General features: G+C 37.1%; 22 protein-coding genes. 15 read left to right on the top strand and 7 right to left on the bottom strand.

Features of this window, described 5'->3' with window-relative positions; all coding sequences use genetic code 11:
• Positions 1–27: 27 nt before the first annotated feature.
• The gene (locus tag HPT25_RS22380) at positions 28–1,452 is read right to left on the bottom strand and encodes a Na+/H+ antiporter NhaC family protein (RefSeq protein WP_173069482.1); all 1,425 of its coding nucleotides are present in this window, start codon (positions 1,450–1,452) and stop codon (positions 28–30) included.
• A 113-nt stretch (positions 1,453–1,565) separates the two neighbouring features.
• On the bottom strand, positions 1,566–2,594 hold the full coding sequence (locus tag HPT25_RS22375; protein ID WP_173069480.1) for a DUF3231 family protein: 1,029 nt from the start codon (positions 2,592–2,594) through the stop codon (positions 1,566–1,568).
• Positions 2,595–3,145: 551 nt separating this feature from the next.
• Between HPT25_RS22375 and HPT25_RS22370 the strand changes: the two genes are divergently transcribed.
• Positions 3,146–4,984 (top strand): PAS domain S-box protein, encoded by a 1,839-nt coding sequence (locus tag HPT25_RS22370; RefSeq protein ID WP_173069478.1) that lies wholly within the window; start codon positions 3,146–3,148, stop codon positions 4,982–4,984.
• A 103-nt stretch (positions 4,985–5,087) separates the two neighbouring features.
• Complete coding sequence (locus tag HPT25_RS22365) at positions 5,088–6,206, top strand: NAD(P)/FAD-dependent oxidoreductase (protein WP_173069475.1); 1,119 nt, start codon at positions 5,088–5,090, stop codon at positions 6,204–6,206.
• A gap of 138 nt (positions 6,207–6,344) precedes the next feature.
• Here the strand turns inward: HPT25_RS22365 and HPT25_RS22360 are convergent, their stop codons facing one another.
• Positions 6,345–7,094, bottom strand: coding sequence for a TSUP family transporter (locus tag HPT25_RS22360; RefSeq protein WP_173069473.1), 750 nt, complete (start codon positions 7,092–7,094; stop codon positions 6,345–6,347).
• Between the two features lie 336 nt (positions 7,095–7,430).
• On the opposite strand from HPT25_RS22360, the gene HPT25_RS22355 reads away from it, so the two are divergent.
• The gene (locus HPT25_RS22355; RefSeq protein WP_173069471.1) at positions 7,431–8,936 is read left to right on the top strand and encodes a DHA2 family efflux MFS transporter permease subunit; all 1,506 of its coding nucleotides are present in this window, start codon (positions 7,431–7,433) and stop codon (positions 8,934–8,936) included.
• A 53-nt stretch (positions 8,937–8,989) separates the two neighbouring features.
• Here the strand turns inward: HPT25_RS22355 and HPT25_RS22350 are convergent, their stop codons facing one another.
• Entirely contained in the window at positions 8,990–9,772 is a 783-nt protein-coding gene (locus tag HPT25_RS22350) for a Cof-type HAD-IIB family hydrolase (protein ID WP_173069469.1), read from the bottom strand.
• A 404-nt stretch (positions 9,773–10,176) separates the two neighbouring features.
• Complete coding sequence (locus HPT25_RS22345; RefSeq protein ID WP_173069466.1) at positions 10,177–10,911, bottom strand: IclR family transcriptional regulator; 735 nt, start codon at positions 10,909–10,911, stop codon at positions 10,177–10,179.
• A 534-nt stretch (positions 10,912–11,445) separates the two neighbouring features.
• On the opposite strand from HPT25_RS22345, the gene HPT25_RS22340 reads away from it, so the two are divergent.
• Positions 11,446–12,207, top strand: a complete 762-nt coding sequence (locus tag HPT25_RS22340; protein WP_173069464.1) for a dimethylarginine dimethylaminohydrolase family protein — start codon at positions 11,446–11,448, stop codon at positions 12,205–12,207.
• Between the two features lie 155 nt (positions 12,208–12,362).
• Positions 12,363–13,973 carry a M20/M25/M40 family metallo-hydrolase gene (locus HPT25_RS22335; protein WP_173069461.1) on the top strand — a complete coding sequence of 537 codons (1,611 nt, stop codon included), beginning with the start codon at positions 12,363–12,365 and terminating at the stop codon, positions 13,971–13,973.
• A gap of 74 nt (positions 13,974–14,047) precedes the next feature.
• Here the strand turns inward: HPT25_RS22335 and HPT25_RS22330 are convergent, their stop codons facing one another.
• Together HPT25_RS22330 and HPT25_RS22325 are read right to left on the bottom strand one after the other, a co-directional pair.
• Positions 14,048–14,428 carry a VOC family protein gene (locus HPT25_RS22330; protein WP_217269798.1) on the bottom strand — a complete coding sequence of 127 codons (381 nt, stop codon included), beginning with the start codon at positions 14,426–14,428 and terminating at the stop codon, positions 14,048–14,050.
• Positions 14,429–14,505: 77 nt separating this feature from the next.
• The gene (locus HPT25_RS22325) at positions 14,506–15,744 is read right to left on the bottom strand and encodes an O-antigen ligase family protein (RefSeq protein WP_173069458.1); all 1,239 of its coding nucleotides are present in this window, start codon (positions 15,742–15,744) and stop codon (positions 14,506–14,508) included.
• 507 nt (positions 15,745–16,251) lie between these two features.
• On the opposite strand from HPT25_RS22325, the gene HPT25_RS22320 reads away from it, so the two are divergent.
• The 10 genes from HPT25_RS22320 (at position 16,252) to HPT25_RS29160 (ending at position 24,545) form a co-directional block, all read left to right on the top strand.
• Positions 16,252–17,499 (top strand): aminopeptidase P family protein, encoded by a 1,248-nt coding sequence (locus HPT25_RS22320; RefSeq protein WP_173069455.1) that lies wholly within the window; start codon positions 16,252–16,254, stop codon positions 17,497–17,499.
• Positions 17,500–17,920: 421 nt separating this feature from the next.
• Positions 17,921–19,258 (top strand): L,D-transpeptidase family protein, encoded by a 1,338-nt coding sequence (locus HPT25_RS22315; RefSeq protein WP_173071387.1) that lies wholly within the window; start codon positions 17,921–17,923, stop codon positions 19,256–19,258.
• A 357-nt stretch (positions 19,259–19,615) separates the two neighbouring features.
• On the top strand, positions 19,616–19,780 hold the full coding sequence (locus HPT25_RS22310) for a hypothetical protein (protein ID WP_173069452.1): 165 nt from the start codon (positions 19,616–19,618) through the stop codon (positions 19,778–19,780).
• Positions 19,781–20,035: 255 nt separating this feature from the next.
• Positions 20,036–20,686: a glycoside hydrolase domain-containing protein gene (locus HPT25_RS22305; RefSeq protein WP_173069449.1), complete on the top strand. Its 651-nt coding sequence runs from the start codon at positions 20,036–20,038 to the stop codon at positions 20,684–20,686.
• 245 nt (positions 20,687–20,931) lie between these two features.
• Entirely contained in the window at positions 20,932–21,492 is a 561-nt protein-coding gene (locus HPT25_RS22300) for a DUF1003 domain-containing protein (RefSeq protein ID WP_173069445.1), read from the top strand.
• A gap of 111 nt (positions 21,493–21,603) precedes the next feature.
• Positions 21,604–21,972 (top strand): c-type cytochrome, encoded by a 369-nt coding sequence (locus HPT25_RS22295; RefSeq protein ID WP_217269797.1) that lies wholly within the window; start codon positions 21,604–21,606, stop codon positions 21,970–21,972.
• A 157-nt stretch (positions 21,973–22,129) separates the two neighbouring features.
• Positions 22,130–22,336: a hypothetical protein gene (locus HPT25_RS22290; RefSeq protein WP_173069440.1), complete on the top strand. Its 207-nt coding sequence runs from the start codon at positions 22,130–22,132 to the stop codon at positions 22,334–22,336.
• 325 nt (positions 22,337–22,661) lie between these two features.
• Complete coding sequence (locus HPT25_RS22285; protein WP_173069437.1) at positions 22,662–23,282, top strand: TetR/AcrR family transcriptional regulator; 621 nt, start codon at positions 22,662–22,664, stop codon at positions 23,280–23,282.
• Between the two features lie 150 nt (positions 23,283–23,432).
• Positions 23,433–24,299, top strand: a complete 867-nt coding sequence (locus tag HPT25_RS22280) for a GNAT family N-acetyltransferase (protein ID WP_173069434.1) — start codon at positions 23,433–23,435, stop codon at positions 24,297–24,299.
• Between the two features lie 120 nt (positions 24,300–24,419).
• Positions 24,420–24,545 carry a hypothetical protein gene (locus HPT25_RS29160; protein ID WP_281368238.1) on the top strand — a complete coding sequence of 42 codons (126 nt, stop codon included), beginning with the start codon at positions 24,420–24,422 and terminating at the stop codon, positions 24,543–24,545.
• Positions 24,546–24,582: the final 37 nt, after the last annotated feature.

The raw sequence follows: 24,582 nt of genomic DNA, 5'->3' as shown, positions 1-24,582 counted from the left end.
TGTTATACCTCAAGTTTTTAATGGGATCTATCTGATCAAAAATCCTCCAGCGATATATAAAACAATCGCAATTCCTGCTCCTAATGCAGCAATCTTTAGTTTGAAACGGGCGTAATCCACAAGCGGTAAATCAAGAATGGAAGCTGTCGTAATGGTCGTGTCACCCAATGGTGATGTGAGTGCCCCAAAAGCTCCGCTTGCAAATACAGCACCAACCGTTAGAGGAATGGAAGCACCGGTAGAGACTGCTAGTGATACTCCTAAAGGCATAAACAATCCCCAAGTACCCCACGATGAGCCAATAAAGTAACCAACAGCAGCCCCAAGTAAGAATATCGTTGCCGGGGTCAAAAACGCCGGAAGGAATGCCCCAAGTGTGGAACTAATAAAGGCTGAAAATCCAAGGGCTTGTGCTGAGATTGTTAGAGACCAGATCAGGACAAGTAAACTGATGGCTTCCATCATCTGATTCCCTCCATCATAGAAATGAAACAGGATTTCGTTTAACGAGAGATGTCTCAACACATACAATAAAAAAGTTAAAACTAGAGTTACAAAAACGGCTAAAAACATAACAAACGTGGCATCTGCCTTCGAAAAAGCTTCAAATATGGAACGCGCTCCTTTTCCTGTTCCGTCTCTCCATAATAAATAGAGCGATAAACCCAATAGCAAAAATACAGGAAATATCAAATTCCAAGGTTGTGCTTTTACCATAGAAAGTTCTTTCTGAATCCCGCTTCTATGTAAATCATTTCCTTCATGATCAACAAGTGAATGTTCTAATTGATTTGTATCCTGGTTTTTTTGGGGTCTCCAGAATGTTTGGATGATCCCTATACACAACATCGAAATGGCAAAAAAATTAAATAGAATACTTAATAAAAATACATGATAGGCTGACATGGGAGTATGAAGTTTTCGGATACTTCCTTCCACCAATGACAACATAAAGCCGACAAATGCGGTAGCAACGGGCAAAAGAACGATGACCGATTCTGTTGAAATATCCATGGTTAAACCTACTTTTTGCTTCGGCAAGTTCATTTTTTTTGCAATGGATTTAACGACAGGTCCGATCATCATAATCCGAAACATCGGCATCATAAATGTGAAGGGAAGTGTAAACCATATCAGTCCAAGAAGGCCGCGTTCAGTTTTGATTTTCGCTCCGATCCATTCTGAAAAACCTTTAATGCCCCCAGATATATTCATCATCCCGACAAGTCCGCCAAATAAATAAAGAAATCCAATAATTTTCATATTTGAAGGGCTGGATAGTGTAGTGACGATGTAAGATACAGCTTGATAAATGCCCGGCAATACAGCGGACTTCACAAGAATGGAGCCTGCAAGTAGCCCTACAACAAGTCCTGGCAAGATATTTTTTAACCAAATAGACATTGCAATAACAATAAGAAAGGGTAATAATGAAAACCAAGTATGTTCCAAAACATATACCTCCCGAGCAGACCTTATATTGGACTGACAGAGAATGTGCAACTTCCTATCAGGATGGAGGGAAAAATCAGAATTTGGTCAATTGTTGCGTTTATCAAAGATGATTAGGAAAGATGGTCCCGATCCACAGCTCTAGGCGGCTGTTCCATCCAACCGTTTTCTATCATAATCTTTGCAGCGTCTTCAACAAATTGAGAGATGCTCATTAAGGATCTGGTATAAAGCAGTCCTATATCATGTCTTCCATTAACAGCCATGGAATTTCCGAATGCCCTGATTTTCATTGAAAACATATCCGTCTTATGAAATAACATAATCTTATCTGAAAAAGGCGAAAACGTGGAAGTTGTTACTAAATGATCGAGAAAAGTTGGTGCAGGCAAGTCTTCTTCATGTAATTTTTCCATATATCGTTCAACACTTTTATGGGTCAACTCTCTTCCCCGGATAAACAAGTCTCTGATGTCTTTTGATTTGACTACCTGACTAAAACCCGAAATTAGGGCTTTAGATGTCACGTTATTCTCAATATTATCGTATAGATGTGCAATTTCGAGAGCGTGTAAATGGCGTACATGTCCAAAAAAACCGTTTAAAAAATCTTTATGAACAAATTCTACTTTTTCTGGTATCGGGATCAATGGCGGTTTGATAATAAACCCTTTTCCCATTAATATTTCATTAATCTGTTGAATTAAATCCGTAGTGGTTTCTAAGCAATATAGAAAAAATTCTTTTACATCTTCTCGGTAAACAATTGGAATCGCTACACCATAGATACTTAATCCTGCTTTAGACGCATATTTCAGGTAATGCACATAGAATTCATCTTCAAATAACCTGGGAGCTTCAAGATTAATATCTTCATCGGTAAAACCATGAGGGATTGGGAAATTTTCTTTTGTGAAAATTTCTTCAATCCTTTTCATAAAATCTGTACTTAAATTTAAGGCGTTTTTTAGTAACATTTTTATTTCATCATCGTCACAGTGTTGAAGATAATAGGACAAGATGCATTTGGACATGCTGTTCCCCATATAGGTAGCCCAAAGTTTTCCCATTTCTACTGAAGTCAATTTTTGATTAACGTTTGTTTTACTGTTGCCTACCTTGATCGGCTTAATGATTCCCATGGATGTACTCCTTTATTGGTTTTCATATAGTTTTATATCAAAGACTTTATTCTATTCGGTTTTTCATTGTATTTAATCCTTTTGTCCCAAATGATTCTTCTTCTGTATTTTCCTAGGTTTAAAAGGCATGGGTCTTTTATTCGATAAAAATCGAAAAGACAATGTAGTCAAATTCGATTAAGAAATCAAAAACTTACCAAGTTTGAAAGCAAATCAAATATCCAACTTTTCTAATTGAAATACTATATAATACAAGAATATAGATGTTTCTAGAAGATAAATGGAGAATTTAAATACTGCTTACGACAGTTTCTTTTTTTCGAAAGTATAATATTTCTAGAGGTATCGTAAAAAAGAAGGAAAAACAGGGAATATATTGAAAGTATTTTTAGGAAAATTTAAAATAATAGTAAAATTAGTAAATGATATTCCTCAGAGGCCAAAAAAGGTATAATGAATGCTGAAAAGTTATTTCAAAAAAATGATATTTTTAATGATGACCAATTGATGATTTACATATAAAAATAGGGGGAAGGGACGAAGGAAGAGAGATGAAGAGTCCTATTCAAGAAATAAAAAGTGATAAACGGCAATTATTAGATAAATACATAACGGAAACGCTGAGTAATAATCAAACTGTGTTTCATTCCAACCCAGACGCCATTTTACTTCTAGATTTAGAAGGTCATATCCTTAAAGTGAATTCAGTATTTGAAAACCTATCCGGTTACACAATAGCAGAGTCAGTCCAATTGAAGTTACAAAGGCTTTTTCCTATTGAAAGCTTGGATAAAATTTTTCATCATTTTCATAAAGCCTCTTTAGGACAAGTCCAAAACTTCGATTGTTTCATGCAAACAAAAGATGAGCAATTCGTTGACTTAAACATAACCAATATTCCAATATCGGTTGATGACAAAATTATTGGGATTTACGCTGTGGCCAAAGATATTACCCATTTAAAAAGGGCAAAGGCCGAAGTTAGAAAAATGGAAGAATTTCATCGTATCTTAACAGATCATGTTTTAGATATTATTTTAAGCACGAATTTATTAGGAGAAATTCTTTATGTTTCGCCTTCTATTGAATATATATTGGGTTTTACTGCGGATGAATTGATAGGGCAGCATTTTTCCATGTTGCTGCATCATGAGGATTTGGAAAAAGCCCTTTTTGAGCGTGAAACAGTCCTAACAAACCTTGAAAATAGAAGAAGCACTTTTCGTCTTTTTAAAAAGGATGGATCTTCTATATGGGTTGAAACATTTTTTAGCCCGATCATTGACCACGATACAAGAAATATTCTAGAAGTTGTAAGTGTTATTAGAGATATAACAGAAAGAAAAATAGCAGAATATGAATTGGGGAGCCGTAAAAAGGCTTATAAGGATTTGGTTGAGCATTCTCCAGATGCTGTTATCATTGCTCAAAGAGAGAAAATTTTGTATATAAATGAAACAGGAGCAAATTTATTAGGTGCCACTGATCATGAGCAAATTCTTTCAAAATCGCTTTTAGATTTTATCCATTCTGATTACCACGATGTAGCTAGAGATCGAGTCAAAAAGGTACTCGAAGGTGAATCTACTGAATTTAAACAATTTAGACTCATTCGATTGGACCATACCACTTTTGAAGCAGAAATAAAAGGAATTCCCACTTTTTTTCAACGACAAACAGCCCAGTATTTTATTATCCGTGATATAACGGAAAGGAAAAAAACCCAAGAACTTCTTTTAAATTCTGAAAAATTAACCATTGCCGGACAACTGGCAGCTGGGATTGCGCATGAAGTCCGAAACCCCCTTACGGCCATCAAAGGTTTTCTTCAATTAATAGAGTCTCAAGCTGAGGAAAAAGCGTATTTTGAAATTATTCAATCTGAGATGGACCGAATTGAACTCATATTAAGTGAATTATTGGTTCTTGCCAAACCCCACCATTTAAAGTTTGAAACAGTGAACATGCATTCTTTGATTGATGAGGTAAAAACTTTGATTGATACCCAAGCCATCATGAATAACGTTCATATTGAAATTGTCAATGAATGCGAGAATTTAAAAATTAAGTGTGATAAGAATCAGTTAAAACAAGTGTTTATCAATTTTTTAAAAAATGCCATTGAAGCTATGCCGACTGGCGGAAAGATTACAATTGAAATCAAACGAATTTGTGACGCTAAAGTGAAAATATTCTTCAAAGATACAGGAATTGGAATTCCTCAGGATATATTGAAGCGGATTGGCGAACCATTTTTTACAACGAAGGGGAACGGCACTGGATTGGGTATCATGATTTCCAAACAAATTATTGAAAACCATAATGGCAGTGTCCATTTCTGGAGTGATGAAGAGGGAACCATCATTGAAGTCATTATTCCAATAGGCTGAATTTAGACCTTGATTGGAACATTACCCAGATCTTGGCGAGTGAGATGGATTGAAAGAAATAGATGACATTAAATGTATTTCACTAATAGAAAAAGGGTGTAGTATGCAAAGTATCATTGTGATAGGAGCTGGGATTTTGGGGGCATCTGCTGCCTATCATCTCGTTAAGCTCGGGGCAAAGGTTACATTAATAGACCGGGAGGATCCTGGGCAAGCGACAGATGCAGCAGCGGGAATTGTATGCCCATGGATTTCCCAGAGGCGCAATCAATCTTGGTACCAATTAGCAAAGGGAGGTGCACGCTATTATCCTGATTTAATTTCCCAGTTAGAAGCAATAGGGGAAACAGATACAGGCTATAAACGTGTAGGAGCTTTAAGTCTTCACCATGATCCAAATAAATTGGAGCAGATGGCCGAGCGGACGATTAAAAGGCGAGAAGATGCTCCTGAAATTGGTGAGGTAGCCATATTGACTCCGGCTGAAACAATCCAACAATTTCCGCTATTAGCTGAAACGTGGGGATCAGTCTATGTCGGCGGCGCAGCACGGGTAAATGGAAGAGCGTTAAGAAACGCATTAATTCAAGCTGCCAACAAACATGGCGCCGCCTTTCTAAAAGGAGATGCACAAATTGTAAGAGAAGGGAACAAAGTCATTGGTGTTCGCTGCGATGGTAACCTTCTATATGCAGAGCAGGTCATCGACACAGCTGGCGCTTGGTCTAAACAGCTTCTACAACCGATTGGAGTAGACTTTTTAGTGAGACCGCAAAAAGCGCAAATTATTCACTTAATGGTGCCGGCCACCAATACAAATTCGTGGCCGGTAGTAATGCCCCCGAATAACCAGTATATTCTTGCCTTTCATAACGGGCGGGTGGTGGTTGGCTCGACTCATGAAAATGAGGCAGGTTTTGATACCAGTCCTACTGCGGGAGGGATCGGAGAGATATTAGGAAAGGTGTTAGAAACGGCCCCTGGGTTATCCAACAGCACGTTTCTAGAAACAAGGGTAGGGTTTCGTCCATTTACTCCAGGCTTTTTGCCAATCGCCGGCCAGCTTCCACATTTTGAAGGGATATACATAGCCAATGGTTTAGGCTCTTCCGGGTTAACAAGTGGTCCATATCTGGGCGCAGAGCTTGCAAAACTCGTACTTGGAAAGGAAACGGAAATTGATTTCAAGAATTACGATCCTTCTGGGGCTTTTAATCATTAGGAAACGTTAAAGTTCATTATTGATTTTACACTTTGTTGATTGGAGCGAAGTGTCTGAAGCGGAAATCAACAGCCATGTTTAACAGAGACAATCATTAAATAAAACAAAAAACGAACTGACATGTAACAGTTCGTTTTTTTATCCAAAAAAACTTAATATCTGTTTGAAAATCAACCAGACTGTCATGATGAAAAAGAGGGGTTTTACAAACATACTGCCCTTTGTTACAGCAACCTTGGTTCCCACTATCGCCCCAACAATTCCGGACGCAGCCATTACCAATCCATATTGATAATGGACATATCCGAATTTGATAAAAATGATGAGGGAAACGATGTTACTGGTAGTGTTCAGAATTTTGGCATTGGCCTGAGCACTGACAAAATTAACACCTGTAAACAAAAACACAAAAAGTAGAAAGGCCCCAGTTCCAGGACCAAAGAAACCATCGTAAAATCCGATGATTGTACACATTACCATCAAGTAAGATAGCAAACCTATCGTTAATGGTTTGGGATTTTCAAATTTTCCGAAGTCTTTTTTTAATAATGTATAGGCGAGAACGAAAACCAATAAGACAACAATAATGGGTTTAAGCCATTCGTTAGGCAAAACTCGAACAGTTACAACGCCGAAACTGGCTCCGATCACTACCAATGGGATGATTCTGATCATTAATTTCCTATTCACTTTGCCGGAACGAATATATTCATACGAACTAATAACCGATGCGATGGACCCTTGTAATTTATTGGTGCCAAGAACCATTTGCGGAGAAAGTCCAACTGATAATAAGGCGGGTACTGAAATTAAACCTCCGCCGCCAGCTATGGAGTCAACAAATGCAGTAATGAAGCCAAAAAATAATAAAAATATGATAGTTTCCACGTCAAATTGCCTTTCTAAGTTGAAATTTATCGCTAATGTTTAAAATACAATAAATTTTAGTATTTTTAAATACATGGAATATAAGTTTTTTTAAATAATATCAAGTAGGAAATCAAAATATATTCTGTTAAAAAATATTTAGGGGACCTAAAATTTCTTGTAGCTAAGCAAATGGTTTGACACTGCACCCGAACTCCAAGATATAATTGGTAAATCCTCAGTCGAATAAAAAAGTTGTTCCACTGATTAAACATTCAACGGTCATGTTTCAACGAACTTCTAGTTTTTTTGGGATATTTATTTGTAGTACGTGATCTTCAAAGGGGGAATCATTTCTTGGACAGAACGAAAGAATCAACGAAGCATATTCGGACAGCACCTATTTTTACCGTACTTCTTGCCGGAGGTTTTATCGCATTTTTAAATCAAACCGTTATTAATGTGGCCTTACCGCAAATCATGAGTTCCTTTAACATTTCAGCTGCCACTGCCAACTGGCTGAGTACGATCTTTTTGTTAACAAACGGGATTGTTATACCGATTACGGCCTTTTTGATGGAACGGTTTACCACGAGACAATTATTCTTATTTTCCATGGGCGTATTCGCAATAGGCACTTTTATTTGTGCAATAGCTCCTAGTTTTACTGTTATTTTAGGCGGCAGGGTTATTCAGGCCATTGGCGCAGGGATTCTTTTTCCGTTAATTACAAATGTCATTTTCACGATTTTCCCTCTAGAGCGGAGGGGATTTGCCATGGGCCTTTTCGGGGTAGCAATGAACTTCGCTCCGGCAATTGGGCCGACTTGGGCCGGATGGATTATTGAAACCTATTCTTGGCATACCATGTTTTATATCATAACTCCATTTGCGATTATAGACTTTGTGGTCGCTATTTTTCTTGTAAAAAATGTAACCGAAACGAGCCGTCCAAAACTGGATGTGTTGGGTGTCATTTTATCCACGATTGGATTTGGAGGAATTCTTTATAGCTTTTCCACAGGAGGAATAAAAGGGTGGGGTGACCCTGAAGTTGTTACTTTGTTTATTATTGGCGGTTTAAGCCTTATCCTGTTTGTCTGGCGTCAGCTGACGGTCAAACATCCTATCTTAGAATTCAGGATTTTCAAGTATAAAATGTTTACTTTAACTACCATTATAAACGTAATTGTTACGATGGCCATGTTTTCAGGAATGATCCTAATGCCAATTTATATGCAAAATATTCATGGTTTCAGTCCTCTTGAAGCAGGATTTATGCTTTTGCCTGGCGGGGTGGTAATGGGAATTATGTCACCTATTACAGGAAAGCTTTTTGATAAATATGGGGCTAAATGGCTGGCTTTAACAGGTTTGGCGATCACCATTCTGACTACCTATGCATTAACAAGACTTCAAACCGATACGCCATTTTCTTATGTCCTATGGGTGTATACAGCCAGAATGTTTGGCATGTCTATTCTGATGATGCCCATTTTTACAGCAGGTTTGAACGATTTGGGTTTAAGTTTAAATAAATATGGAACTGCGATGATTAACACGTTTAGAATGGTTGCTGGGGCTGTTGGCATGGCCTTTTTCGTCTCAGTCATGACTAATCAGGGAGAAGTGCATGTGAAAACCATCATGAGTCAGCAGCATATTTTACCTACTGATAAGATTCACATGGCTGCTGTCATAAAACAAGGTACCGTAATGGGGATTAATGATGCCTTTATGATTGCGACTTATTTGTCCATAGCTGCCTTTATTTTATCTTTCTTTATCCGCACAGGTAAACCAGCAAAAGAAAAGGCGCCAATTAGAAGGAAAGAATTGAGAAAAGTAACACAACCACAGTAAAAGGATTTGAAAAAAGGTTTAGCACGCCATTGCTAAACCTTTTCTTATTCTTATTAAATTAAACCAAGCTGTTTAAGTCCGTGACGAACCCCGTCTTCTTCTGCTGTGAGTGTTACCATATTAGCCGCCTGTTTAACCTCATCACGGGCTGAGCCCATAGCTACACCCATTCCAGCCATTGTTAACATTTCCATATCATTTAAGCCATCGCCAAACGCAACTGTTTCGTCTGGGGCTATGCCCAGTTTTTCTAGCAGTTTTGTCAAGCCCACCGCTTTGTTTGAATTGGATAAATTCACATCACAGGTCTTTGCATCTGCTGAAGTCCATCTTCTAAAATCTAATTCTGGAATCTTCGACTGATAGGGGAGTTCTTCCTCTGTATCACAGTGAAGGAATAATTGGTAGATATCTTGTTCCATCCAATATTGAGACGGTGCCAGATCGGGCTTCCATGCGTCATGAAGGTAGGCTTCCTTTACAAAAGGATGTTCCAGATTTGTTGCTTTAAAATGGCTGCCGCTTAAAAAAGTAAGAGGATGTTGATAATCCTGAGCCAGCATATGAACATTATTTAATATTTGTTTATCGATTGTATTTTTGTGAATTTCTTTACCTTCATGCTGGGCATACGCTCCGTTAAAAAATACCATGGATTCAACGCCTATATCCTTGATAACGACATCAGAAAAATAGGGAGCTCTCCCAGTTGCAATCAAAACCTTCATATTGTGTTCTTTTAACCGCTCGATCGCATCCTTTGTGGCGATGCTGATCGTTTTTCCGTGCGGGAGAATGGTTCCGTCTATATCTAAGATGACTGCTTTGTAAGCCATAAAACACGCTCCTTGTACGATGAATATTTTCACAATGTAATGATCATTGACTATTATAGCATGTTTAAAAGGAAATAAACGCCGGTATGCCTATTAGGAGTAGAGGATGTGGGATTTATTGTGATTTTAAATAAAAGCTTGAAGGATTATTTGTATGTGTGATAAGCCTGGAGATATATAATCGAAACCGAAGCTTTTCTCGATGAGGGCTTGGAATTGAAGAAATGATCGAAAATACGGTTTGAAAAGCAACCAGTGGCTCGACACCGAAAAAATGCAACGAATAGGTATAGCCAAAGACAAAAGCCTGGATTTTTCAATACGGTCTTTTGTCTTGGTTCATTAATTGAGCATCTTGTATCATTTGTTATTTTATAAACATAGGTTTGAAACCAACATATCAGCTATTTACTGCCCAATTTAGAAGAAATTCGCCATCCATATTCGATTATTTTTTCAATTAAATAGTTTTGCCTTTCATCTGTTACTTTAAAATTGATGTAACCGATACTTATTGCACCTATCAGTTCATTTTTGTTGTTAAATAACGGAGCGGCAACTGAAGAAGTTCCCGGCGTTTTTTCCCCATGACTTTCTCCGAAGCCTTTGCGGCGGATTTCACTTAATATGGTTATAAATTCGTCCTGTTCCTCATTTGGTACGAGGGAATGGACAATATTTATTGCTTCACTTTGAGGCATGTTAGCCAACATAACTTTATTAGCAGCACCAATATTTAGCGGAATTCTTAAACCCAATTGGTCATAGATGCGGATGGGGTTATGCTGACAATCAATTCTTTCCACTATTAATGCTTCCAACCCGATCGGCTTGCTGAAATAAACACTTTCTTCCACCTCATGCATTAATTTTTCCATTTCAGGCCGAATTATTGCGACAAAATCGATACTGTCATACATCTTCAGTCCGTATTCCAGCCAGGCATTTCCCATTGAATAAAGCTTTGATTTGGGATCTTGCTGGATGAGTTCATGCTTTTTCATGGATTGTAAAAGCCGGTGCATCGTACTGGCCGGTAATTCACATTCTTTTGATAAATCGGTAATGGAATACCACATCTTTGTTTCGTTTTTCGTCAGCGCTTGAATTACTTGCATGGCTCGGTCGATAGATTGCATTAAAAATCACCCATTTGAATAATCTGTAAATTCTAAAAATATTGACATGATATTTTATATTTTATAATATCATATTATAAAATTCCATTAAATGAAAATCAATTCCACAATGCGGAAAAACAAAAAATTGATTGTTATCATCTATGGATAGAAAGTTGCAATTGGTGATCGTTGAACACAAAAAACCAAGATTAACTTCATCTGATGTCGATTATTCATTCAGTTGACGCTGATTTAACAGTGTCTATTCACGTCAAATGCTCTTATTTCTTTGGCAGTGCAAGATCAAATGCAGCATTAAGTTGATCGAAGGTCCAGATGAGAAATGCGAAGGTATAGGCTGAAATGTATGGGAGTTGAGGAAGCGAGTCTGTGTTGTAATTTATGGAAACCTTTACAAAAAAACAAATTATTGAAGGCCGGTGCCACTGATTATAAGTGTGAGGGATATGAACTCTCATATTAAGGAACTGGCAAACGGACATATCGAATATTTGTGATTAATCACAATTAATATTTTAGGAGTGAAATTATATGTTTAAAAATGTCATTGTTCGAACACCTGGAAAAAGTTATATAAACGGATTAACTACATCTGATCTTGGGGCTCCTGATTTGGAAAAAGCAATGGAGCAGCACCAAGCCTATATTGAAGCATTAAAAACATGCGGAGTTGAAGTTACGATTCTTCCGAGCAATGAGGACTTTCCTGACTCAACCTTCGTTGAGGATACAGCTGTACTTACCCCAGAATTCGCCATAATATCAAATCCTGGGGCTCCAACACGAAATGGTGAGATACATGGGATGATCCCCTCCATTAAGTCTTTTTACGGGAATATTTATTATATTCAGGCGCCTGGAACACTTGAAGGCGGTGATATTTTGCAAGTAGATGATCACTTTTATATTGGTCTTTCATCGCGGACAAACCTGGAAGGGGCAAAACAATTAAAAGAGATATTGGAAAAGGAACATTATAAGGCGACCATCGTCCCGCTTGAAAAATTCTTTCATCTTAAAACAGGTATTTCGTATTTAGGTAATCAAACGGTAGTGGCAGCGGGAGAATTTATAGACCATCCTGATTTTATTGGTTATACCAAAATTATCGTCCCTCCGGAGGAGGAATATGCAGCTAATTGTATCAGGATCAATGATTTCGTCATTATTCCGGCAGGATATCCCATCACAAAGCAAAAAATTAATGATGCAGGTTTTCAAACGATTGAGCTGGAAATGTCAGAGTTTCAGAAACTTGATGGGGGTTTGAGTTGTCTTTCTTTAAGGTTTTAGTATCAGAGTAGCAGAATCCTAGTTTCGTTCAAAATGGGGGATCATCATATTTGTAATGGGATAAATGGGGGAAGATCGCACTTTCAAATATCGAGTGCTTGAACTACTGCCATTATTCAGTTACCTAATATGCTTGTAGAAGGAGTCAAGGTAATATGAAACATCGTAAGTGGGGGACACCAGAAGAATTAAGAGAGTTATTGTGTGAATTAGTTAGCTGGAAGAGTATGACATTGACAAATGGCGAAAGAGAGTTTCCTTTGAAAATTTACAGGAAACTTAAGGAGCTGACGTATTATCAAAGCTTTCCTCACCACTTGCGTCTATATGATGCGGATTTGGACCGGCGTTTTTTAACAGCTTTATATAAACATCCGAAAGCAGAAGATACCATTGTCCTGATCAGCCATTTTGATACTGTAAATACGGAAGAATATGGAGAATTGGAGGAATTTGCGTATCAACCGGAATTGTTAACAAAACGGCTTTTGGAGAAAATTGAAGAGCTTCCTGTGGATGCTCAGAAGGATTTAAGATCCGGAGAATATTTATTTGGACGCGGCACGATGGATATGAAGATGGGGCTCGTCATGCACATGGGCTTGCTAGAAAAGGCGGCAATAGAGAATTGGCCTATTAATCTTCTATTGCTCTCAGTTCCTGATGAGGAAGTCAATTCAGCAGGTATGCGGGCAGCCGTTCCTAAATTGCTCGAACTTAGGAAGGAGTTCGAATTATCTTACAGTCTTTTCTTGAACGGGGAGCCGGTTTTTGCCCTGGAACCAGGCGATCAACATTACTATGTGTATTCTGGATCTATTGGAAAAATCATGCCAGCTGCCCTTTTTTACGGTAAGGAGACACATGTCGGGGAACCTCTAAGTGGGATTACCGCACCCTTTATTGCTTCATTTTTGACCCAAAGAATGGAGTGGAATGTGGAGCTGCAAGAAATGGTAATGGGAGAAAAAACTCCACTCCCTGTTACATTACAGCAAAAAGACTTGCGAATGGAGTATTCAGTACAAACCCCATACCGATCATCTGCCTTATATAATGTATTTTTAATGAATCGGAATTCCGAAGAAATTATGAATATATTTGAAAAAATTGCTTTAGAGGCTGCTCGTGCATGTAATCAGGTGTATAAAGCTATTTGTGACGGTCAAAATACGAAGCCTGTGGGCGAAGTCCGAGTGGTCCGTTATGAGGAATTGAAAAAGTTTGCAATAGGAAAATTAGGGCAGGATGCAGTAGAGGAAATAAAATGGACGATTCAATCAAACATGACTTGGGATGATCGCGAAAAATCAATCAGGATGGCAGATGCCCTGCTGATTCAGTGTCAGGAGCTTGCACCTGCCATTATCATCCTCTATGCACCGCCATATTATCCGTCCGTCAACTCTTCCAATGAGGTTCTAGTGCAGAATTGTATTGATTATGTCAGAAAACAAGCGCAAATGAAATTTGGTCTTCCAGTTAAACAAGTTCACTATTTTAATGGAATCAGTGACCTTAGCTATGTGAATTATTTGGATACAGGGGAGGAATGGACAGTATTCAGTGAAAACACACCCATTTGGGGGGCAGGTTATAAAATTCCTTTCGACGAAATGGCTGAGCTCAAAGCACCTGTTCTGAATATTGGCCCATTTGGTAAAGATGCGCATAAGCGCACTGAAAGACTTCATATAAAAAGCGCCTTTCATGAGGTGCCACTCCTGGTTGAAGAAATGATAAAAATGATGGCAAGTATCAGTTAAGCTAACTCGAAATCATAACAAAAGCAGGTCATTTTTACCGAATAGCGGTAAAAATGACCTGCTTTCTCTATTAACTATTTATCTTCTCTTAATAAGAAATCATTTCCGTCCTGGTCTTTAAATGAAAACATATTTCCAAATGGCAATCTTAACATTTCTCCCACTTGTACACCATTTTGTTTCAGATTTTCATAAGCAGATTCAATATCCGTTGTGCTGAAAAGAATGGAAGGGTGGGCGATGGCAGCGGGATTTTGCTTCTGCATGGCTTCTTTCGCGTAGAGAACTAAAGTGGTGAATTCATCTTCACTTGGACCTACTTCGATCCATGAAAAGTCTGGACCCATAGGTTGTTCCATTTTTAAAACAAATCCAACCTTATTCACCCAAAAATCTTTTGCTGCTTCCTGATCTTCTACATAAACAGTAATTTTTCCAATTCTATTAATGATCATTGTATTACTCCTCATAGATTATTAGGTCAACAATAGTGTAACAACGAACCATTTTAAATGCAATGAAGCTGAGATTTTTAATAAAACTTTTTATGAAATGGAACGCCAGATGGCATTTTTTTGAATTTTTTCAGTTTAACGTTAAGAAAGGCAACGGAGTATTGGCTCGTATATAGTTTCCAGTAACTTAGTAAAATGACTGTCAGTAAAGCGATTTGCGGCGAAAACGTTGGTTCATCCAATATGCCTGTCAACACTATGATCGGTAAACTGAACAGAAAATAATTGAACAGCCCTTTATTTCTATTTTTTAAAAACAATAGAATAATGAATTTATAGGTTGTGGAGAACAGGAGAATCAGTAAAGCGATTCCGCCTACAATGCCATATTCTGCAAAAAAACCAATGAATAAATTATGCGCGTGAACCATATCATCATTGAAAAGTTTAAAATATTCACTCCGAAAACCAAGAGGAGTGGTACCAAATAAGAAATGCTGTTTCCATAACTCGATAGAATTAGACCAAATGTTTTCTCTTCCATAAGTGGAATAAAGGACATTATCATTTCGCGGCATTAGCTCATAGATTTTTTTAAATAGAACAATGAACATAGTAGATACCGACATAAACACGATTTTATTTAATCGTAAAAAGAACAGCATAAAAACGATGATCATGGATATGTAGCCGGCCCGAGAACCAGTGGAAAAAACTCCAAAGATCAAAATCAATAATAGGGGTATCTGCCAGTAAAGAGGTCGAACAGTTTTCTTCCTAATTACAGCATTTATTTCAGCAAGCATAAAAGCGATAGCGACCAATAGAAGATACATAGTAAAGTTCGAATTATAGGAACTGCCAAAAAGCCGAGAATTGTCAGCTTCCCCCAATTGGGTAGTCCCAGTTAAAAAGCCTACAAGCGGGTTAATGGTTATCCAATGAATAGTCCAACCGACGATACAGTTGTAAATTCCACCAAAAATAATGATCCATTTAAAGGTATGGAAATCCATTCGTGTTCCATTTTTTCTAACAAATAAATATAATCCCCAATAACCCAGTACCATCAAACTGCCGATTAAAAGGGAGGCATTCTCCATTTGAAATGATGCACAAACCGTTGAAACTAAAAGCAAGAAAAAGACCATGGATACGAAAGAAAAGGAAAATGACTTCCGGTCTTTCCAACCTTCATAGATAGCTCCTAAACCAAACAAGAACAAAAGCAGAATTCCAACCGGCGGCAACAAAAAACATAAAATCATTCCAATTTGAAATTTTCCATTTTTTATAAAATGAACGATATTCTGCATTAAATCACCTTCTTTTTGTTAAGATTTTCATCTGTGGAAAAAAGCTCAGGATGTCGTCTTAATTATTTTCAGGCTGTGTTTAACGTTGTTAATTTTACCACTTTTTGGTTAGAGAGGAAAGTGAAGCCCCCTCAAACTTAAATCAGCAGCTAAAAGTTATACAAAACCCATTAAAAAAAACTTCTATAGACTAACAAGAAAATCTTAAAAAAAAATGAATTTGATATGAAATTTTTTTGAACAGAGAAAAAGGGTACGCATTAACTAGGTAAATAGTTTAATTGAGCTTAGGTAAAGAGTAGTTTTCTGAAAAAAAGCTGAATTAGAAAGAAGTACATATTATATATATTAAAGAGGAATTTAAAAATGATACGAACTTGGGGTGGAAAAATGAATCCGACTAAGCCATCTCATTTCAATTTAAAGATTGATTAGTATATAATGACTTTAGTAAATGATTGGCAGAATCTTCATAGCGTTTGAGAATACAAGAGAAGAGGGAAGCTCATGCAAAAGGAGTTCTTTATAAATAATCGGCAACGTTTATATGATAAATTAGAAGATAGCTCGATTATGGTTTTATTCGCCGGAAAATCCCCGCAAAAATCAGCAGATGAGACCTATAAGTTTGTTCCAAACCGAAATTTTTATTACATGACAGGTATTGATGAACCGAAAAATATCTTCTTTGTCTATAAAACTAATAATAAAATAGAAGAATATCTTTTTATCGAAAAATCGGATCCAGTTCTGGAAAAATGGATAGGGAAGTCCATCTCATTAGAAGAAGCTGAAGAGTCCTCGGGAATCGGAAATATTCAATTTATTGACCAATTTGAAGCATTTTTATCCAGACTGCTGTTTTCAACTCCATTCCAACATGTTTATTTAGACCTTGAGATAAGGGAAATGGAACAGGCAATGTCAGCTGGCCAACAGTTTGCAGCTAAAATTCAAGCTAGTTATCCATATCTCCAAATAAATAATGTGTATCCTGAAATTTGTGCTCTTCGCGTTTTTAAAGCGCCTGAGGAAATTGTCAAAATAAAGAAAGCAATTGAGATCACCTATAAAGGAATTCAAAATCTAATGCGGCATGCAAAGACAGCCGCCAAGGAATATGAACTTGAGGCTTACTTTGATTTTACATTAAAGTCAGAGGGCGTAAGAGATTATGCCTTTCCGTCTATTGTTGCGAGCGGCAAAAATGGCACCATCCTGCATTATGACAAAAATGATTCAGCCCTTGAGAACGGCAGTCTGGTCCTGCTAGATTTAGGGGCACAATATCAATATTATAATGGGGATATCAGTTTTACGTTCCCATTGAATGGAAAATTCAGTGAGAAACAAAAAACATTTTACAATATCGTTCTCAAAGCCTTAAAAGAAACAACTGCAATAATCAAACCAGGTTTACCGTTTACTGAACTAAATAAACATACAAAGAAGGTCCTTGCCGAAGAATGTCTAAAAGCAGGTTTGATTAAGGAAGAAAGTGAAATTTCCAATTACTATTATCATAGTGTCAGTCACTTTTTGGGTCTTGACACACATGATGTTGGAAGATATACCGACCTTATTTTACAACCGGGAATGGTTCTGACTGTTGAGCCTGGATTATATATTGAAGAGGAAGGAATCGGGATCCGGATCGAGGATGATGTTCTAGTAACTGAGAATGGTCATGAGGTCCTATCAAAAGACATCATCCGAACAGTAGAAGAAATAGAGTCTTTTATGAATCAAGAATAAAAATTACTTCTTTTTTCTGGAAAATGGGTAAAAAATCATCCAAAAAAATAATACTTTGATATAATAGTATACGTTTTTATTTTATATGTACGGCAGGTGATTTTTAGCATTACCTTACTAAGCGATAGCTTATCTTGTTTCTTGATGTAACAGGTTTCTATCTCTGTTAAGGTCAGTGAAAAATTTGATGTAATTTTTTTGAAAAAGACTTGCTTTTGGCTGCAACATAGTTCAGAATGAGATTCAATTAAATTTGTTCAATGCGATAGTTGCAAGGGTTTATTTTTCATTTTGCAATAGTAACAGATTACTAGTGCAGCATTCATTTTTTATACTTTTTTACTATTTCATACCAATATTTTTGAGGTGCAGGGCATTGCGTAAAAGTCATATCATCACGATCAGCAGTCTTATCATTATAATGGCAGCTGGAGTTGCAGGTTTAAGTTATCATCAATCGACAAGGTTCAATTCGAACATTACGATTAATGGTACAAAAGTCGGCGGGATGACCGCTGAACAGGCATTAAAAACATTAAAGTCTACTATTTTAAAAAATGTTGTCTATGTCGGTCAAGAAAAAATTTATGATGGAAAAGACACTATGATGGGATTCACAGATCAAGATCTATCAAGTGTTACAAAAGTTTTAAATAGCCAACATACTTTTTTTCCTTCCTCCAAGGCAAAAAATTATTCTTTGATGCCGAATCAAGAGGATCACTATCGAAGCCAAACGATGAAAAAGCAAGTCGAGGAAAAACTATCATCACTAAATAAAAACTTAACGGCTCCGTTAGATGCAGAGGCACACTTAGAAGATGGAAAAATCACGATCTCTAAAAGTAAAAATGGAAAGCAGTATGACATTGCCAAATTAATAAAGGATTATGAGCAACAAGAATATAAAAGTGAAATCCATCTGAATCCTGTATACATACAGCCGATTAAAGAGGATAGCCCAATAGTCAAAAAAGAAGTAAAATTGCTTCAAGATCTTGTTCAGCGAAGTGTAGATTACCAGGTGCAGGACCAAGATTATACACTGAATGCCAGTGATTTAATTAAAAATGCTTCCGTGTCAAAGGATATGACGTATACCATTGATACAAGCGAGATTAAAAATAAAATTTCGGACATTAACAATTCTCAGTCTACGTTATATAAAAATTTCCAATTTAAGACACATACTGGATCTGTTGTGACTGTAAAAGGGCAAACCTATGGATGGGCTATTAATATCACCAAAGAATCGAAACGGGTAAAAGAAGCCTTCGAAAAAGGTGAAACATCCCTCCCAGCCAAGTATGTTTATGGAGATGGCTGGAGCACTTATGGCAATGGCTATAAAAATACGACGAACAATGGCATTGGAAACACGTACGCAGAAGTGTCGATTCAAGAACAGCGAATCTGGCTATATAAAAATGGTCAATTGGTTCTGACTACGAATGTGGTAACAGGAAAGCACAGCACTAACGAGGATACTCCGAAAGGCGTTTGGTATATTGAATACAAAGAATCACCTTCTGTCCTAAAAGGCAGTGAGGTTGGAAATCCAAACTATTCTGTTAAGGTAAATTATTGGGCGCCGTTTACTCTAGGCGGAGTCGGCTTCCATGATGCCAGCTGGCGGACGAACTGGAAAAGTGATGCTTATCTTGAACAAGGCTCTGGCGGTTGTGTCAACACACCACCAGGTGTGATGAAATCCGTCTATGATAACCTTAGTGAAAATGAGCCAGTTGTTGTATATTAATATGATGAAGCAAAAATCTACAGAAGCAGGAAATCGAGCATGATTTTCTGCTTTCTTTTTAATAGGATATGTAAAAGAACATTGCTAAAAATGATAAGATCCAATAGGATTGAAATTACTATATTACTATTTTAATGGGGGATTTCGAGAGGAAATGACGATTGGCGATGCATGAGCCAGGGCGGATCAGAATATTTGCCTTCAGATTAATAAAAAGCCCGAAAGGCATAATTTGTTGATAAACTTAAGGTTACAGAGAATATTGTGACATCTTCATAAAACCTTGCTAAGTTTTTTAATATGGTTGTGTTCCTATTGATTGTAAGCGCATACATATATAATGAGGTGATGATAACGATGCATATCTACGGAATAGATTACATTAAGTACTTAAATGATGAAGGATCTGGCCGGATCACGTATGATCAATGGAAAAGTAAAAATTTTAAAAAAGAAGCAAAAAAGTGTCAACAATGTGGAAATGAGAAAGACCAGCTTCACCATTGTCCAAAATGCAAATAACAGGCGCCATATTGGCGTTTTTTTTTTGCCGATAGTAAAGTGTAACCTACCTATCAGGCATAAGTGCACTAAGGAATGCTTCGTGAGTATTAGCATCGCAGTTGAAAATCTGTGCTTTTCGGCGAACTACGCCTCTGTCTTCACCCAACGGGCTCGCCAGTCGGCGAGTTTTCTTTATCAGCAATGAAATAGTTCTATTTCGAATGTAATAAAGATTCGCGGCATATATTGACAAAGGAAAATTGGAGGTGGAGAATGGTCAAAGTTGTTTGGGGGGTTGATTCCTCAGTCAGTGTAAATGATGAAGTTTTAAACTGTGTTCAGAAACAATTTGGGCATCCAGATTTTTGGGGGAGATATCTAAGTACCGTGCCAGGTACCAGTGAAGGCCTCACTAAAAATGAAATTTTGTTTTTAAAGGCGAAAGGGATTAAAATCCTGCCCATATATAATAATTTTGAACAATCAGTTGGGAAAAGTAATGGGGTGGTGGCAGCAAGAAACGCGGTTTATAACGCAAGCAGACTTGGAATTCGTAAAGGAACTGTTATTTTTGCGAATATAGAACGTTTTTTTGATGTAGATGCACAATGGTTAATTGGGTGGGTAGAAACGTTATATACATCTGTTTACAGGCCTGGCTTTTATTTCGACCCCATAGTAGGAGATTTCAATGGACAATATTGTAAGGCGATAAATGAAAGCACGTTGATGAAAAACCAAAGTATTTTATGGAGTGCAAAACCCGAAAAAGGGATAAGTAATAAAAGGAGTCATCCCAAATATGCTCCAAGAGGGCCAAATTGTTCTGGAAATGTATGGGCCTGGCAATATGGGAGAGATGCCAAAGTCTGCCCAATCGATACGAATCTGGCGGAAATGAAATTATTTGAATTAATGCACTAAATAGAAGCAATCTAATGAAATCAAAGTTAGAGTTTGCAAAAATAGTTGAAAAGGGCTCCCTGCAGATGGTTTGTTCATTTCTGTCGGGAGTCTATTTATTAAAACCACCTTCTTTTCTGAGAGGAGTATGATCAAGAAGCATTTTGCATACAAGGTAGTTTCATTAAATTGAGTAGATTGAGGAATATTATATTCGAATTTTGTAGAAATAACTCCAAACGATCTCATGTAACGGAGGAACTCAGATGACGAAAAAGCGGATATTTTATGTGAATCAGAATATGGAAGATGAAGCTTCTACCATTCAAGGTTTTGATATAGAAATTAATAAAAGCAGTGCAGAACGGATTGACAGACTGGTGGATGATTATGAAAGCAATATCATGATCCACCTGGACGAAGAATACATGAGAAGTACAACGAAAGCGGATCGACTAGCTGATCAAATAGCAAAGTTTGGGGGAAGCTGGAAATTTATTATATGGTTTGCCTTATTCCTTACAAGCTGGATCATTTGGAATACAATTGCCTTTACAAAGCACTATCATTTTGATGAACCGCCATTTATCTTATTAAATTTATGCTTATCTTTTATCGCAGCTTTTCAAGCCCCTGTGATCATGATGAGTCAAAATCGGCAGACAGCTCGTGATAAACATGAATCCATTATTGACTTTGCCATTAATTATAAAGCAGAACAAGAAATCGATGATATGCAAGGACACCTTCATCGGATCGAAAGGGAAATCATTCTAATGAAAAAACTTTTATCTTCGTTAAATGAAAATGACCGATTCAAAAATTAAATTCATTATTATGATGCTGAGAAGAACTGCCCCCATAACAAGCTAATTGGTTATATTAAAAGAAAACGGGAACGTTAAGGGATATAAAATATCTGCACCTGGGGGATGATGATGGAAAGACCAGCGATTTGGATTACCGTTATCTTATTCGTAGCTTCTGGATTGTTTGTTAATGTGACATTTTTACAGAATAAGAATACAAAAACAGAGCAGAGTACTGAACAACAGAGCGGACAGAAAACGGAGACTACTGCTAGTTCTTTTGAGCCGAAAACATTTTATAAACAGACGTGTAATAGCTGTCATGGTGATCACTATCAAGGAGTAGTTGGTCCTTCTTTGAAAAATCTTAGTAAGAAATATAGCCAGGCAGATGTAGAAAACATTTTGAAAAACGGTAAAAGCGGCGGAATGCCAGCCGGCTTAGTTCCTCAAGAATATATCCCAGCCATGGCGAAATGGGTATTATCGTTAAAATAAACGAAAAAAGCAGGGTAAATGATTATATTGCATTTCGAATTTCGGATGGTTTAAGCTAATCATTCGGGTATGTTCGCCGTTATTGGGCAAAATAGATGTTGGGACCATACTAACAATAAGGTAGTGTTTCCCGAAAATCCGAAAGGACGTGAGATATATGGCTGAAAACAACGAACGTAATCGCAGGGGCAACAATGCTGGTGAAGCGGTAGGGACTGGCGTTGGTGCCGTTGCGGGCGCAGCTGTTGGATCTGTTTTGGGTCCCCTTGGTACTGTTGCAGGGGCTGTTGCTGGTGGTGCAATGGGAAATAAAGTCGGTGAAGGCGCCGATTCAGCTAATGGCCGCGACGCGGACCGTGACTAGCAGCAAGGAATAAATTTAAATAGTTCAAACATCGTGATAAATTCTATTGTAGAATACACTTCTAAAGGTGGTAAATATTTCTGTTAGTTTAGTGAGCAGAAAGACTTCGCTGGGCCTTTGAGTCTGAAGCCGCCTGTTGAATTACTTTCCGGAATCAACAAGGAAGTGTAACATCATTTGCAAAAACGAAGTAGCACAAAAAGGAATGACTCTTTTTTGTGCTATTTTTTTTTCAAGATTCGCTTGTGGATTGAGTAGAAAGCATATATAATTTTTTAAAACTAAATAGTCAGTTTTGTTTTAATATCCGAAAGGAGCTGTTTAAATGCCCAAGGTTTCAGATGAATACAAAGAACGCAAAAGGCAAAGTGTATTGGAAAGTGCTTTAAAATGCTTTGGTGAAAAGGGATACCATTTAACCACGATGGATGATATTGTGGCCTACTCTAAAATGAGTAAGGGTTTAATTTATAACTATTTTAAAAGTAAAGAGGAATTATACCTTTCATTAATGGATGAACGGAGCAATAGGGCTTTGGATGATCTTCAGAAACGCTTTAAGCAAATTCCTGAAGCAAAGGATAAACTGCGGGAGTTATTTCGTATTTATCGCGAAGCTGTCCTGGCAGAAGAATGGAGAAGTTTCATTCGCGTTCATTTGGAATTTTGGCTTTATTCCTCAAGGCAGGAGCAATTAAGAGAATTGATGAATAATCGATACAAGCATCAATTTCGCGATTTTTTATCTGAAATAATCGAAGAAGGGAAAAAGGCAGGGGAGTTTAAATCAGATGTACAAGTGGAGTTTGTTGCCGGATTGTTTTGGGCTTTTATTGATGGCATTTGTCTTCACTATTCCGTCTTATGGGAAGATTACGCATATATAGAGCATTTTAAAGAAACAGAAGAAATGGTCATGAATTATATTTTAGCCAGATCACACTAGGCGGTGAATAATCTGGCTTTTTTATTTGTAATAAAAGGTCTTGTAATTTCTGAAAATTAAAAATCAAACTATACAAAAAGAGGTAGGCACAGTATAATTTATTATATAAACTGTCTAGTCAGTTTTATAAAGAAACAGGGGAGGTTATTTATGATTGATCAAGCGAAAATACAATATGCACGGTGTACAAATGTTAAGGATAGTATAATTTTCCAAGCTTTTCATGAAGGCTTCTCCGATTATATTATTAAAATGGAGTTTTCATTTGAGAATTTTTGTCAGCGCTTTTTTGGTCCTGAAGGTAATGATAAAGAACATTCATTTATCGCTTTTTACGAAGAGAAACCGGTGGGCGTTATTCTTGGTGGTATCAAAATGTACGAGACGATCAAAACAATGCGCTGCGGGGCATTAGCGATCAGTCCAGATTTTAGAGGAAAAGGCATTAGCCGTCAACTATTTGAACTTCATAAAGAGGAAGCCATTAAACATGGCTGTAAGCAGTTGTTTCTGGAAGTGATCGTAGGGAATGATCGTGCCATTCGTTTTTATCAAAATTTGGGTTATGAAAGGGTTTATGATCTAAAGTATTTTTCAAATGCTGATTTGTCCAAACTGAAAGTTGTTCCAACCATTGATGGAATGGAGTTAAAGGAATTAGGATTCTCTAAATTTCAAAAAGAGATTCAGAAATGGACGTATCATATTAACTGGCAGAATGATATTGATTATTTAGAAAAGCTTCCAAATAATTTTTATTTTGGGATATACCAAAACAAGGGATTGGTCGGAGCCCTTTCCATTCATGCGAACGGTAATATTAGCTTTTTAATGGTGGATAAAAATTATCGTGGGAGGGGAATCGCAACATGGCTTTTACAAACAGCCTATGAGAATTTATCATTTACAAAAATGTCTGCCGGATTCCCGAATAACAGTCAACTAGAAGGATTTTATAAAAAACAAGGCTTTACAAAAGGATCATTGGCACAATATGAAATGTATTTGCCGATTTAATTTCGGTTAACTTAATTGAAGAAGACCTATAGTCAGATTTTTTGTATCCATTAAAAGGCATAGCATGTAAAAAAGAAAGCACAATATAAGCATGGCTGCCAACTTAATGGAGGTGAAAACATGGCTAAAAATAAAGATAACCAATTGAAGAAAAATAAAAATATCCAGCCGAAAGCCAATGCCGATTTAGTAGGAGAAAATGGTCTTGAAAAAGTGGTAATAAGAGCTCAAGAAAAGTCAAAATAAGTGGAGTAAAAGGGACGGGTAGGATTTGTCCCTTTTA

It is taken from the genome of Neobacillus endophyticus, from assembly GCF_013248975.1.
GTDB classification, from domain to species: domain Bacteria; phylum Bacillota; class Bacilli; order Bacillales; family Cytobacillaceae; genus Neobacillus; species Neobacillus endophyticus.
The sequence above is the reverse complement of the archived record's forward strand: the minus strand, read 5'-3'. Positions and strand labels throughout refer to the sequence as shown.